The sequence below is a fragment of the Nocardia sp. NPDC060220 genome (assembly GCF_042727815.1).
Lineage (GTDB): Bacteria > Actinomycetota > Actinomycetes > Mycobacteriales > Mycobacteriaceae > Nocardia.
In genome coordinates this window covers 1-12750 of the sequence record NZ_JBHWZY010000095.1, presented here as the reverse complement: position 1 = coordinate 12750, position 12750 = coordinate 1, and the positions used below count along the sequence as shown (strand labels likewise).

Genomic DNA, 12750 nt, shown 5'->3' with positions numbered 1-12750 from the left:
GGATCCTCGATCTGGTGCCCTTCGTCCACCCGCCGAAGCTGCCGGGTGCGGCGTTCGACATGGTGCCGATCGGCTACCTGCTCGCCCTCGCGGGGGCGGGGATCGCGGTGGGGCTCATGGCCTTCCGCAGGCGCGACCTGCGCTGACCGGGAGCGCGCGCTCCGCGTAGCCGAGCCGGGGTGGTGAGTCGACTCGCCACCCCGGTTTCAGTACGCGCCGTCGCCGCGGGTGACCGCTCCGATGGTGCGCGCGATCAACGCCAGATCCAGCACCATCGACCAGTTCTCGACATAGGACAGGTCGAGGCGCACCGAGTCCTCCGGCGACAGATCCGACCGTCCGCTGACCTGCCACAACCCGGTGACGCCCGGCTTCACCAGCAGCCGCCGCCGCATCTCCCCGTCGTAGCTGTCGACCTCACGTTGCACCTGCGGCCGTGGCCCGACGACACTCATGTCGCCGCGCAGCACATTGAAGAACTGGGGCAGCTCGTCGAGGCTGTACTTGCGCAGGAAGCGGCCCACAGCGGTGACCCGCGGATCGTCTTTGACCTTGAAGAACAACGGATTTCCACCGTGGCGCTCGATGAGCGCCTCCACCGCGTGGTCGGCGTCGACGAGCATGCTGCGGAACTTGATCATCCGGAACGGAATACCGTCGCGCCCGATCCGCTCCGACAGGTAGAACACCGGCCCCGCACTCGTCATCTTCACGGCGATCGCGATGGCGGCCAGCATCGGCGCGACGAGCACCAGCACGGTCGCGGCGAAACACACATCGAACAGCGCTTTGCGGCTCGACTTCGCCCGTCCGTAGCGCGGCGGGTCGATGTGCAGCATCGGCATCCCCGCGACGAGACGGTTGGTCAGCCGCGCCCCCGCGATGTCGGCGATGCCGGGCGCGACGATCAGATCGACGCCGAGAGGATCCAATGCCCATGCCATCCGCCGCAACTCGGCGGGTCCGAGATGGTCGGTCGCGGCCACGGCCACCGAGTCGGCGCCACTGCGGCGCACCGCCTCCAGCACCGAGCGATCGTCGCCGAGCACCGACGGCCCGTCGGACGTATCGAACTGCGCGCCCACCGATCCCGCGGGCACGCAGACGCCGACCACGCGATAGCCGGAGCCGGGATCACCGGTGAACGCCGACGCCATCGCCTGCGCGGCCTCCGGCGAACCCACGACCAGCACCGCGATGTGGCACCGCCCTTGCGCGCGCCACCGCCGCAACCGCCATCGCCACGCCAATCGCCCCACGACCAGCGCGAACAGCCCGGCGGGCAACGCGATGGCGAGATAGCCGCGCGCGACCTCCACCCGGAACAGCAGCGCGAGGATCGCGAGCACACCGAACAGCCGCAGGGTCGCCGACACCAGCCTGCGGAACTCCTCGGTCCCGGTGCCGACCACCTGGGGGGTGCGGCTGCCGTAGCCGTGCAGCAACGCCAGCCACCCGGCGGCCAACGCCAGCGACACCACGGAGTAGCCGACCTCGTAGGGCAGCGGCCAGGCCAGCGGCGGCGCGGCGGGACCGCCGAAGCGGATGACCTGTGCCGCCGCGACCGCACCGAACACCGCGATCACATCGGTCACCGCCAACCGCTGGACCAGTGCGCTCTGCCAACTCTCGCGTTGGGTGCGGCGCAGCACCTGGACACCGTTGACAACATCGACGTCGCCACTCCCGGTGAGCTCGTAGCTCATGAACCCACACCTCCCCTTCGGGCGACGAATCGTTTCCCGATCCCCGTCGACCGGAATGCGGCCGTTGCGGCCGTCCTACTTCCCGTCGATTCGATACCCGCCTGCTGATTGTTACAGACCACCAGCAGGGGTTCTTTCCGAAGACTCACCGCCACAAGGGATTCCAGTAGTTAGCCACTTCACAGCGCAATCGGACAGCTATCACCGAACCGCTATTGCCTTTCGATATGAATGCAGGACAATCACTTTCACAAGTGATCGCCATCACAAACAGAGGAGGAATGGTCGTCCTCGCCGGCAGTTAGCCGGTGCCGGATCGGCCTGGTATAACTCCGAAAATTACCATGAATCTGTTTCCGCCCGAATGTTTCGGGGCACTCTTTGTGCCCGCCGCGCTGTAACGTCTGTGCCCACTGATCCGACTTCCGGCATGACCGGCATGAGCCGCGACAGCTCGGGTGAACAGGTATGAAGGTGGGGGCTCCACGTGCAATGTCGACTCTGTGACTCCGAACGGCTCACGAGCGTGCTCGACCTGGGCGCCACCCCACCGTGCGAGAGCTTTCTGTCCGCCGCCGAACTCGACCTGCCCGAATCGACCTATCCGCTGCACCTGCGGTTGTGCGAGGACTGCCTGCTGTTACAGATCCCGGCGCTGATCACCCCCGAGGACACCTTCACCGAGTACGCGTACTTCTCCTCGTTCTCCGACAGCTGGGTCCGCCACGCCGAGCAGTTCGTCACCGCGACCGCCGAACGACTCGGCCTCGGCGGCGATTCGTTCGTCGTCGAGGTGGCGAGCAACGACGGCTACCTGCTGCGACACGCGGTCGCGCGCGGCATCCGCTGTCTGGGCATCGAGCCCTCGGTCAATGTCGGACGCGCGGCCCGCGCGGTCGGCGTACCGACGGACACCGCGTTCCTGGAGCAGGATTCGGCCGCACGGATCCGCGCCGAGCACGGACCGGCCGACCTGGTGGTCGCCAACAACGTCTACGCCCACGTACCCGACCTGCGCGGGTTCACCCACGCGCTGCGTACCCTGCTCAGCGACGACGGCTGGTGCAGCATCGAAGTGCACCACGCGCTGAACCTGGTCCAGCTCGGCCAGTTCGACACCATCTACCACGAGCACTTCCAGTACTACACCGTCCATTCGGCGCAGCGCGCGCTGGCGATCGCCGGCCTGACCGTCGTCGACGTGGAACTGCTGGACACCCACGGTGGCTCGATCCGGCTGTGGGCACGCCCCGACGCGGTCGCCGAACCCACCGCCCGGGTCGCCGAGGTCCTCGACCTCGAGCGTGCGGCGGGGCTGCACGAACCCGCCGGCTACGCCGCGCTGGGTGCCCGTGCCGAATCGGTTCGCCACGAGCTGCTGCGTTTCCTGCTCGACTGCCGCGCTGCGGGTAAGCGGGTGGTCGGCTACGGCGCGCCGGGCAAGGGCAACACGCTGCTCAACTACTGCGGCATCCGGCCCGACCTGCTCGAGTACACCGTGGACCGCAACCCCTACAAGCACGGCCGCTACACCCCCGGCACCCGGATTCCGATCCATCCGCCGGAACGCATCGACGCGGACAAGCCCGATGTGGTGCTGGTCCTGCCGTGGAATCTCGAAACCGAGATCACCGCTCAACTCAGCCACGTCGGCGAATGGGGTGGCGAACTGATCTACCCCCTGCCGGTGCTGCATCGCGCCGCCATGGCGGGCGAACCGGTCGCGGCCGGCGCACTCTCCGAATGAAGGTGAACGAACCGATGAAGGTCGTATTGTTCTGTGGCGGATACGGCATGCGCATGCGCGGCGGATCCGACGACGTCGTCCCCAAGCCGATGCAGCTGGTCGGGCCGCGCCCGTTGCTGTGGCACGTGATGCGCTATTACGCGCACTACGGACACACAGAGTTCGTGCTGTGTCTCGGTTACGGCGCCGAGCACATCAAGAACTTCTTTCTCACCTACCAGGAGTCGGCGTCCAACGACTTCGTGATCCGCAACGGTGACGTGGAGCTGCTGGGCAGCGACATCAGCGACTGGACGATCACCTTCGTCGACACCGGCGTCGAATCCGCGATCGGGGAGCGACTGCGCCGCGTGCGCGAGCACCTCGACGGCGACGAATACTTCCTGGCCAACTACGCCGACGTCCTCACCGACGCACCGCTGGACACCATGATCGAGCGTTTCCATGCCTCGGGTGCGGCCGCGTCGATGATGGTGGTGCCGCCGCAGTCCTCGTTCCACTGTGTGGACATCTCGCCGACCGGTGAGGTGAAGGACATCGTGCCGGTGGCGCAGATGCCGCTGTGGGAGAACGGCGGATATTTCGTGCTCAGCCAGGAGATCTTCGATCTGCTGCCCCCTGGCGGCGATCTGGTGGCCGACGCGTGCGGCGCGCTCGCCGGGCAGGGCAGGCTCTTCGGGTATCAGCACATGGGTTTCTGGAAACCGGCCGACACCTTCAAGGAACGCGCCGAACTCGACGACGCCTACCGCAACGGCACCCGGCCGTGGATGGTGTGGGACCGGCCGTGATCGGGCTGTTCACCACCCCGCCGCGCCGGATCGCGGTGCTCGGCGCGCACTGCGACGACATCGCGATCGGGATGGGGGCAACGCTTCTCGCGCTCACCGGCGCCGATCCCGAGGTCGAGGTACGCGCGCTCGTCCTCTCCGGTGGCGGCACCGCACGTGAGGACGAGGAGCGGGCGGCGCTCACCGCGTTATGCTCGGGCAACAAGCCGGAACTGCACGTCCTCGATGTGCCCGACGGCCGCGCGCCCGCGCACTGGGATCGGATCAAGGACGCACTGGCGGTCTTTCGTCGTGGCGGTGAACCCGAGGTGGTGTTCGCGCCGCATCGTGGCGATGCCCACCAGGACCACCGGCTGCTCGCCGAACTGGTGCCCACCGAGTTCCGTGATCACCTGACCCTGGGTTACGAAATCCTCAAATGGGAGACCGACAGTCCGACTCCCACCCTCTACCACCCACTGAGTCACGCACTCGTACAGCAGAAGTCGCGTCTGCTGCACGAACACTATCCGTCGCAGACGGGCCGCGACTGGTTCGACGAACAGGCCTTCCTCGGACTCGCCCGGATGCGTGGCGTGCAGTGCCACGCACCGTATGCCGAGGCGTTCGTGCTCGACAAAGCGATCATCAGATGGGAACAGACGTGAACATGCGGGTACTGGTCACCGGGCACCAGGGCTATCTCGGCACCGTGATGGTGCCGGTGCTGCGGGCGGCGGGCCACCAGGTCACCGGCCTGGACATCGGCTACTTCGCCGACTGCCTGCTCGGCGAATTCGCCGGTGACCCCGACGGGTCGGCGGTGGACCTGCGCGAGGTGACCGTCGAGCAGCTGCGCGGTTTCGACGCGGTGATCCACCTCGCGGCGTTGTCGAACGATCCCCTGGGCGCCCTGGCGCCGGAGATCACCTACGACATCAACCATCACGCGTCGGTGCGACTGGCCCGCCTCGCCAAGGAAGCGCATGGTGGCGCCGGTCTCGGTGGGAAACAGGCGGATGGTGCCGGTCAGGCTGCCGGGGCCGGCCGGAATCGAGGCGGAGAACTTGCCCTCGGTCTCGTCGTGGTCGAACGGGCCCCAGCTCTCCTTGCGGGTGATCACCATGTCTTTGCGCATCACGGTCTGGGCGATCTCGGGGAGCATCTCGCGGGGCAGGGTGTGGTGCAGGACCACGTCGATGCCGTCGTCGGTGACGTCGAGGCTCACCACTTCGTTGTTGGGCGCGTACTTGCGCATTTCGGCGACGCGGGCTTCCCAGTAGTCCCTGCTCTGGAGGGCTGCGTACAGCTCTTCGGTGGTGTGCAGGGGGTAGCGAGCCGAGTAGTCCAGTCTGCGTGCCATGGCAGCACACGTTACGTGGTTGGGGTGCGGGCGGAGGGAAGAGGTGGGTTGTCTGTGCTCGGTCCTATAAATCGATGCCGACGGTTACCGGTTCCGGCTCCAGCGCCACGCCGAACCTTTCCTGGACGCCCGCGCGGACGGTGCGGGCCAGGGCGACGATGTCGGACGCGGTCGCGGTGCCACGGTTGGTCAGGGCCAGGGTGTGCTTGGTCGACAGGCGCGCGGTGGCGCTGTCGCCGGGGAAGCCCTTCGCGAAACCGGCGCGTTCGATGAGCCAGCCCGCCGAGAGTTTGGTGCCGTCGGGTGCGGGATAGGTGGGCACCTTGACGTCGTCGCCGACGTGCGCGGCGATCGCGGCCAGTACCCGTGGCAACTGCTCCTCGGTGACGACCGGGTTGGTGAAGAACGAACCGGCGCTCCAGGTGTCGTGGTCGGCCGGGTCGAGGACCATGCCCTTGCCCGCCCGCAGGCGAAGCACTTCGGCGCGCACCTGCTCGACCGGGCGGGTCTCGCCGTCGCCCGCCCCGAGCACCTTCGCCAGCTCGCCGTAGCGCAGCGGCGCGCTCATCCCGCTCGGATCGAGGGCGAACTCCACCGCGAGGACCACCGCGTCGTCGCTGTGCTTGAGCACGCTGGTCCGGTAACCGAAGCCGAGTTCGGCGGGTTCGGTCCAGCGCACGTCCCCGGTCTTGCGATCGAGCAGGCGTACCCGGCGCAGCAGCGACGCCACCTCCACGCCGTACGCGCCGACGTTCTGCACCGGTGTCGCACCGGCCGAACCCGGAATGCCGGACAGGCACTCCAGCCCACCCAACCCGGCCGCGACGGTCGCCGCGACGACCTCGTCCCAGTTCGCGCCCGCCTCGGCCACCACGCCGTCGGTGCCCAGCTCGACGCCGGTGGTGCCGACCAGCACGACCACGCCGTCGAAGCCCGCGTCGTCGATGAGCAGGTTCGACCCGCCCGCCACCAGCAGCACCGCGATACCGGCCGCGTCCAGGGTCTTCACCGTGGCCACCAGGGCCTCGGTGCTCGCGCATTCGGCGAGCAGCGCGGGCCCGCCGACCCGCAAGGTCGTCAGTTCGGACAAACGCACCGAATCGCGGACCGTCGCGCCGGTATCGGCAAGCAGGTCACGCAGCTGATCGGAGGACACCACCCGTGTTGTACGCACGTCCGCAGACGGTACCGTGTCGAGCATGGCTACACCTCTGGCGTTCACTGCCGGCTACACGCATTCCGTCGATGCGGTGCGCGCCGCGTACTCCGACGAGCAGTACTGGAAGGCCCGGATCGCCGAGGTCGGCGGGCCCGGTGCCCGGCTCGACGCCTTCGCCGTCGACGGCGACCAGGTCCGCATCCAGATGGTGCAGTCCATCCCCGCCGACCAGCTCCCGCCCGCCATCACCGCGGTGCGCCCCGGCGACCTGATCATTCCGCGCACCGAGACCTACACCGGCACCGGCGGTATCTTCGAGGCCCACGTCGACGGTGCCCCCGCGGTGGTCCGCGGCACGGTGACCATGGCACCCGACGGCGGCACCGGCTCCACCACCGCCATCAACGGCACCATCGAGGTGAAGATCCCGCTGTTCGGCGGCAAGATCGAGGCGGCCATCTCCGAGCGCCTGATCGAACTCCTCGGCAACGAGGCCACCTTCACCGAGGAATGGCTCAACCGGTAGTAGCGTTCTCGGTGAGACCGCGCTCACGGGGTATGGGTCGGTAGCTCGGCGTACATTCGATGCGTGAGCAAACATTCGGTAACCGAACTGTTGCGCGCGCGGGCCACCGCGCGGCGCAATTCGTCGGCGCACAGGCGTGAAGTGGGCGTTCGGGGCGGGCGATCCGTGGTTGCGGTGATGGTGCTGGCGGTGCTCGTCGTGCTCACCGGGTGCACCATCGACCGACAGGGCGAGGCCGCCGAGGCGGCGCCGGTGGCGCAGGTCACCATCGCGCCCACGCCCGGAGCCACCGAGGTGGATCCGGTCGCGCCCGTGTCGGTGACGGTCGCGCACGGCACGATCGACCAGATCGCCCTCACCAACGCCGGCGGCAAGCAGATCACCGGTCAGCTCAGCCCCGACCGCACCACCTACAAGGTCTCCGAACCGCTCGGCTACGGCGTCGAGTACACCTGGGCCGGTACGGCCATCGGCGCCGACGCGAAACCGATCCCGATCGACGCCACCTTCACCACGATCAGCCCCCAGTCGACCATCCCGGCCACGATCAACATCGGTGACGGCCAGGAGGTCGGGATCGCGGCGCCGATCATCCTGAAGTTCGCGGGGCCGGTCACGAACAAAGCAGCCGTGGAGAAGGCCCTCACCGTCACCACCGACCAGGGCACCGAAGGCTCGTGGGCCTGGCTGCCCGACGACGGCGGCTCGCGGGTGCACTGGCGTCCGAAGGGCTATTGGACCCCTGGCACCACCGTGCACGTCGCCGCGAAGCTCTACGGCGTCGACCTCGGCGGCGGCGCCTACGGCGACTCCGATGTCACCTCCGATTTCACCATCGGCCGCAGTCAGATCGTCATCGCGAACGCGCCGAGTCACCGCATGCGGGTGGTGCGCGACGGCGCCACGATCTTCGACTTCGCGGTGTCCTACGGCGAAGGCAACGAGCCGCGCAACGTGACCCGCTCGGGCGTGCACATCGTCACCGAGAAGTACGAGGACTTCATGATGTCGAATCCGCCGTACTACACCAATGTCCGTGAACGCTGGGCAGTCCGTATCTCCAACAACGGCGAATTCATCCACGCCAATCCCGAATCCCTCTCGGCGCAGGGTTCCTCGAACGTCACCAACGGCTGCATCAACCTCTCACCCGGCGACGCCCAGGCCTACTTCCCGACCGCCCTCTACGGCGATCCGGTGGAGGTGACCGGCACCTCGATCGAGTTGTCCCAGGCCGACGGCGACGTCTACGACTGGGCCCTCGATTGGCCGACATGGAAGTCGATGTCCGCCTTGCCCGCCGAATAGCGCGCACCTGTGCCGTCGTGCCGCGGTGGTTCGACACCACGGCACGACGGCTCGGCCGTCCCTAACGTCGGGGCAGGAACAGCGCCGGGACGAGCGCCAGCGCGATCATGACGGGCGCGATCAGGTAGGTGTGCTGGAACGCGTCGGCCAGGGCGGGAGCGAGTTCGGCCCGCTGGTCCGCCGTCATGGCGTGCAGCGCCTGGAGGCCACCCGTCACCGGGAGCAGTGCGCCCAATGTCACCGAGGCCACCGCGGTCCCGATCGCCATCGACGTGGTGCTGATCATGTTCAGCACCGTCGAACCGGCGGGCTGCTGCTCGCGGCTCAGCGGCCGGGTCGCCGTGGTCATCACCGGCATCAGGGTCCCGCCGCCACCCGCGCCCATCAGCACCATCGTCAGGCACAGTGCCCAGTACGGCGCGTCCGCGTCGAGCTGGATCACGAACAGCACGAAACCGGTGAGCGCCACCGTGATCGACGCGGGCAGGTACCGGCCGGGCGGAATCCGGTCGATCAGCCTGCCCGCCACCTGCATGGTTGCACCCGATGCCAGGGCGAACGGAATCCCCAAAGCGCCTGCCACCAGCGCTGACTCGCCGCGCACCACCTGGAAGTACAACGGCAGCAGCAGCATCGAACCGAAGTAGCCGCCGGCGAACACCGCCAGCAGCACCGCGGAGGTGCCGGTGATCCGGTTGCCGAGCACGCGCAGATCCAGCAGTGGCACCGAGGTGGTCAGCGATCGGCGCACGAACGCGGCGATGAGGCCGACCCCCACCAGCAGCGGCACCAGTACCGCGGGCGTGGCGAATCCGGCACTCTCGCCCGCGGCGGTGACGCCATAGATGACCAGCGCCAACCCGGGCGACATCAGCAGCAGCCCACGGATATCGAGCGCCCGCGGCGGTTCCGGGGCATCGTCGGGCACCACCCGCACCGCCAGCAGCAGCACCAGCGCGCCCAGCGGCAGATTGATGAAGAACATCCACCGCCACGACACCTCGTCGATCAGGTATCCGCCGATCACCGGGCCCAGCAGCGGGCCGACCAGAATGGCCAACCCGAGCGTGCTCATCAACTGTCCCAGGCGCTCCGGCCCGGCCGCGCGCAGCAGGATCGTCATGCCGACCGGCATCAGCAGTCCGCCGCTGGCACCCTGAACCAATCGAAAAGCGATGAGTGACTCGATGTTCCACGACAGTCCGGCCAGTACCGAGCCGACCGCGAAGGCCGTGATCGCCGTCAGATACAGCCGCTTGGCGCCGAATCGGCCGACCAGCCAGGCCGAGGTCGGCACCACGGCGCCGAGGGCCAGCGAGTAGCCGGTGGCGACCCACTGGATGGTGCTCAGGCCGGCGTGGAACTCCATCGACAGCTTGTTGATGGCGACGTTCACGATGGTCTGATCGAGCGTCGCCATGATCATGCCGACCACCAGGACCAGGGCGATCCGCATCGGATTGCGACTGGTGGCCGGTTCGACGGTGGTGATCACGGCGGTCACTTCCCGTACGGCTGGGCCAGGCGGGCGGCGCGCAGCGCTTCGCCCCACCAGGTGAGCTGATCGAGCATGGTCGCCGCGGCGGCGTCGGCATCGTTGGGCGCGGACAGCTCGCCCGCGTCGTCGAATCGGCCCCACGGATTCGGGAAGCAGACCGAGTCGCGCACGGTGACGGCGTGGAGTTCGGCGAAGACCGGGCGCAGGTGTTCCACGGCGCGCAGTCCGCCGGAGATGCCGCCGTAGGAGACGAAGCCGACCGGCTTGGCCTGCCATTCGGCGTGGTGGGTGTCGATCAGGTTCTTCAGCGTGCCCGGGTAGCTGTGGTTGTACTCGGGTGTCACCACGACGAACGCGTCGGCGCGCGAGAGCTTTTCGGTGGCTTCGGCGACGGAGGGGTGGTCGGTGGCGGCGCCGAACGCGTGCGGCAGTTCGATACTCGCGGTATCGACGATGTCGACGGTGACGGTGTCGCGCAGGGCCGCTTGCCGGACGAACCAGCTCGCGATCGTCGGACCGAAGCGCCCCTCCCTGGTACTGCCGATGACGACCGCGAGCCGCAGCGGGCTGATGGCGGTTCGGACGTGGTCAACCGTGGCGCTCATGACGTTCCTCTTCGTCGGTGACGGCCCTCGGCCGCCGCTGCGCTCTACCGTCCTACCTCAACGGTCATTGAGGTCAAGTCGACAAAGATTTGGGTGGTCCGGGAATACTTCTCGGCTTATGCTGCTTATTGCGTTCATACGCAGATAAGCAGTTTCGAAAGGGCAGGCATCATGAGCACCTCACTGTTCGCGCACCGCGACTACCGACTGCTGTTCACCGCCCAGGTCGCGGCCCTGTTCGGGACCGGGCTCACCACCGTCGCCCTCGGTCTGCTCGCCTACGAACTGGCAGGCGGCAACGCGGCCATCGTGCTCAGCACCGCGCTGACGCTGAAGATGGTCGCCTACGTCACTGTCGCGCCGATCGCGGGCGCCTACGCGGGCCGGCTGCCGCGCAGGCAATTCCTGATGGCGCTCAACGGTGTGCGCGGCGCGATCGTGCTCGCCCTGCCCTTCGTCGACCAGATCTGGCAGATCTACGTGCTCATCACGCTGCTGCAGATCGCCTCGGCCGCCTACACCCCCACCTACCAGGCGGTTCTGCCCGACATCCTGCCCGACGAACGCGACTACACGAAGGCGCTGTCGGCCGCCCAGCTCGCGGCGACCATGGAAACGCTGCTCAGCCCGATGCTGGCGGCGCTGGCCCTGAGCCTGATCAGCTTCCACTGGCTGTTCGTCGGCACCGGCCTCGGTTTCGCGGTGTCGGTCGCCCTGGTGACGGCCGCCCGCATCCCGAACGCGGCGGTCGGTGACGGCGCGATCACCGAACGGCTCGCCGCCGGGCTGCGGCTGTTCGCGGCGACGCCGCGACTGCGTGGACTGCTCGGATTGAACCTGGTGGTCGCCGCGGCGGGCTCGGTGGTGATGGTCAACACCGTGAACTACGCGCGGGATGTACTGGGCGGCAACCAGTCCGGCGTCGCGCTGCTGCTCGCGGCGAACGGTCTCGGCACGATGTTCATCGCGCTCACCCTGCCCAAGATCCTGGACCGCCGCGGCGAACGCCCGGTCATGCTCACCGGGGCGGCGGTGCTGCTCACCGGCCTGACCGCGGCGCTCGTTCTCTCCACCCTGCCGACGGGCGAGTGGCACTGGCCCGCCGCCCTCACCACCTGGGCCACCATCGGTGCCGGTACCGCCCTGATCCTCACCCCCACGGGCCGAGTCCTACGCCGCTCCGCCCGACCGGAAGACCGTCCCGCCCTCTTCGCCGGCCAGTTCTCCCTGTCCCACCTCGCCTGGCTGATCACCTACCCGATCACCGGCTGGCTGGCCACCACTGCCGGCTTCACGACTACCTGGGCGACCCTGGCCGTTATCGCCGGCATCGGCACCGTCGCGGCGATCCGGCTGTGGCCCCGCCACGACCCGGCCGAGATCACCCATATCCACGAACTCGGCGCGGTCGACCCGGCGATCCTGGCCGACGCGATCCAGGTCGGCCCCCGGCACTTCCAGCACACCCACCCCTACGTGATCGACTCCGACCACCCGCGCTGGCCTGCCAAGACCCTGGCTTACGCCTGAACCCGACCCGGAAAGCGAACGACCCCCCGACTCGACGGTCGGGGGGTCGTTCGCGTCCGGTGGGCCGGACGTGGGAATCGGAAGCGACTACGACTCGATGGACTCGCTGGCGCGTTCCTTGCTCAGCGCGACGGCCTGGTCGGTGCTCAGGCCCTGCTGCTTGGCGAGCAGATCGCGAATCTCGATGAGCAGTTCGGTCTCGGTGGGCTCGGCGTCCTTGGTGGTGCCGAACTTGTTCTTCAGCGACTTCATCGGGAGCATCAGCACGAAGTACAGGACCGCGGCGACCATGAAGAAGTCGATGAACGCGGTGATGATCGGGCCGAGCGCGATGAACGTCGCCGGCTTGTCGGCGATCAGCTGGACGCCGAGGCCCAGTTCGTTGGTCGAGCCGAACACCGCGAGCAGCGGATTGATGAGTCCCTTGCTGAACGAGGTGACCACCGCGGTGAACGCGGTACCCATCACGACCGCGACCGCGAGGTCGATGACGTTCCCGCGCATCAGGAAATCTTTGAACCCACTGAAAACAGACTTC

General features: G+C 68.0%; 11 protein-coding genes and 2 pseudogenes. 7 read left to right on the top strand and 6 right to left on the bottom strand.

Annotated features, from left to right (window positions below):
* Window positions 1-206 precede the first annotated feature (206 nt).
* Entirely contained in the window at window positions 207-1706 is a 1500-nt protein-coding gene (locus ACFWF3_RS07575) for a sugar transferase (protein WP_378991898.1), read from the bottom strand.
* 487 nt (window positions 1707-2193) lie between these two features.
* Here ACFWF3_RS07575 and ACFWF3_RS07570 point away from each other — a divergent pair, with 487 nt between their 5' ends.
* From ACFWF3_RS07570 to ACFWF3_RS07555, 4 genes and pseudogenes are all read left to right on the top strand, one after another.
* A complete protein-coding gene (locus ACFWF3_RS07570) occupies window positions 2194-3453 on the top strand; it encodes a methyltransferase domain-containing protein (protein ID WP_379312904.1) in 1260 nt (419 codons plus the stop codon).
* A 14-nt stretch (window positions 3454-3467) separates the two neighbouring features.
* The gene (locus ACFWF3_RS07565) at window positions 3468-4244 is read left to right on the top strand and encodes a glucose-1-phosphate cytidylyltransferase (protein ID WP_379312903.1); all 777 of its coding nucleotides are present in this window, start codon (window positions 3468-3470) and stop codon (window positions 4242-4244) included.
* Window positions 4241-4891, top strand: coding sequence for a PIG-L deacetylase family protein (locus ACFWF3_RS07560; protein ID WP_379312907.1), 651 nt, complete (start codon window positions 4241-4243; stop codon window positions 4889-4891). Before ACFWF3_RS07565 ends, ACFWF3_RS07560 begins: the two co-directional genes overlap by 4 nt.
* 2 nt (window positions 4892-4893) lie before the next feature.
* Window positions 4894-5208 (top strand): annotated as a pseudogene (locus ACFWF3_RS07555) (NAD-dependent epimerase/dehydratase family protein); the annotation flags it as partial.
* Here ACFWF3_RS07555 and ACFWF3_RS07550 read toward each other — a convergent pair.
* Together ACFWF3_RS07550 and ACFWF3_RS07545 are read right to left on the bottom strand one after the other, a co-directional pair.
* Window positions 5152-5586: pseudogene (locus ACFWF3_RS07550) on the bottom strand (DUF2505 domain-containing protein); the annotation flags it as partial. The pseudogenes ACFWF3_RS07555 and ACFWF3_RS07550 overlap by 57 nt on opposite strands.
* A gap of 64 nt (window positions 5587-5650) precedes the next feature.
* Window positions 5651-6787, bottom strand: a complete 1137-nt coding sequence (locus tag ACFWF3_RS07545) for a UDP-N-acetylmuramate dehydrogenase (RefSeq protein ID WP_379312902.1) — start codon at window positions 6785-6787, stop codon at window positions 5651-5653.
* On the opposite strand from ACFWF3_RS07545, the gene ACFWF3_RS07540 reads away from it, so the two are divergent.
* Entirely contained in the window at window positions 6786-7271 is a 486-nt protein-coding gene (locus tag ACFWF3_RS07540; RefSeq protein WP_379312901.1) for a DUF2505 domain-containing protein, read from the top strand. The genes ACFWF3_RS07545 and ACFWF3_RS07540 overlap by 2 nt on opposite strands.
* A gap of 177 nt (window positions 7272-7448) precedes the next feature.
* The gene (locus ACFWF3_RS07535) at window positions 7449-8579 is read left to right on the top strand and encodes an Ig-like domain-containing protein (protein ID WP_379312905.1); all 1131 of its coding nucleotides are present in this window, start codon (window positions 7449-7451) and stop codon (window positions 8577-8579) included.
* Window positions 8580-8640: 61 nt separating this feature from the next.
* On the opposite strand, the gene ACFWF3_RS07530 is transcribed toward ACFWF3_RS07535, so the two are convergent.
* Together ACFWF3_RS07530 and ACFWF3_RS07525 are read right to left on the bottom strand one after the other, a co-directional pair.
* Window positions 8641-10083 (bottom strand): DHA2 family efflux MFS transporter permease subunit, encoded by a 1443-nt coding sequence (locus ACFWF3_RS07530; RefSeq protein ID WP_379312900.1) that lies wholly within the window; start codon window positions 10081-10083, stop codon window positions 8641-8643.
* A complete protein-coding gene (locus ACFWF3_RS07525; protein WP_378991056.1) occupies window positions 10080-10682 on the bottom strand; it encodes an NADPH-dependent FMN reductase in 603 nt (200 codons plus the stop codon). The genes ACFWF3_RS07530 and ACFWF3_RS07525 overlap by 4 nt, the downstream gene beginning before the upstream one ends.
* A 171-nt stretch (window positions 10683-10853) precedes the next feature.
* Here ACFWF3_RS07525 and ACFWF3_RS07520 point away from each other — a divergent pair, with 171 nt between their 5' ends.
* Complete coding sequence (locus ACFWF3_RS07520) at window positions 10854-12212, top strand: MFS transporter (RefSeq protein ID WP_379312899.1); 1359 nt, start codon at window positions 10854-10856, stop codon at window positions 12210-12212.
* 87 nt (window positions 12213-12299) lie between these two features.
* On the opposite strand, the gene mscL is transcribed toward ACFWF3_RS07520, so the two are convergent.
* Window positions 12300-12750 (bottom strand): large conductance mechanosensitive channel protein MscL (mscL, locus tag ACFWF3_RS07515; protein ID WP_379312898.1); only part of this gene is annotated, 451 nt, incomplete at its 5' end.

Coding starts and splice junctions, on each gene's coding strand:
- ACFWF3_RS07535 (WP_379312905.1), top strand. CDS start 7,449: ATGGTGCTGGCGGTGCTCGTCGTGCTCACCGGGTGCACCATCGACCGA.
- ACFWF3_RS07520 (WP_379312899.1), top strand. CDS start 10,854: ATGAGCACCTCACTGTTCGCGCACCGCGACTACCGACTGCTGTTCACC.
- ACFWF3_RS07545 (WP_379312902.1), bottom strand. CDS start 6,787: ATGCTCGACACGGTACCGTCTGCGGACGTGCGTACAACACGGGTGGTG.
- ACFWF3_RS07565 (WP_379312903.1), top strand. CDS start 3,468: ATGAAGGTCGTATTGTTCTGTGGCGGATACGGCATGCGCATGCGCGGC.
- ACFWF3_RS07525 (WP_378991056.1), bottom strand. CDS start 10,682: ATGAGCGCCACGGTTGACCACGTCCGAACCGCCATCAGCCCGCTGCGG.
- ACFWF3_RS07575 (WP_378991898.1), bottom strand. CDS start 1,706: ATGAGCTACGAGCTCACCGGGAGTGGCGACGTCGATGTTGTCAACGGT.
- ACFWF3_RS07540 (WP_379312901.1), top strand. CDS start 6,786: ATGGCTACACCTCTGGCGTTCACTGCCGGCTACACGCATTCCGTCGAT.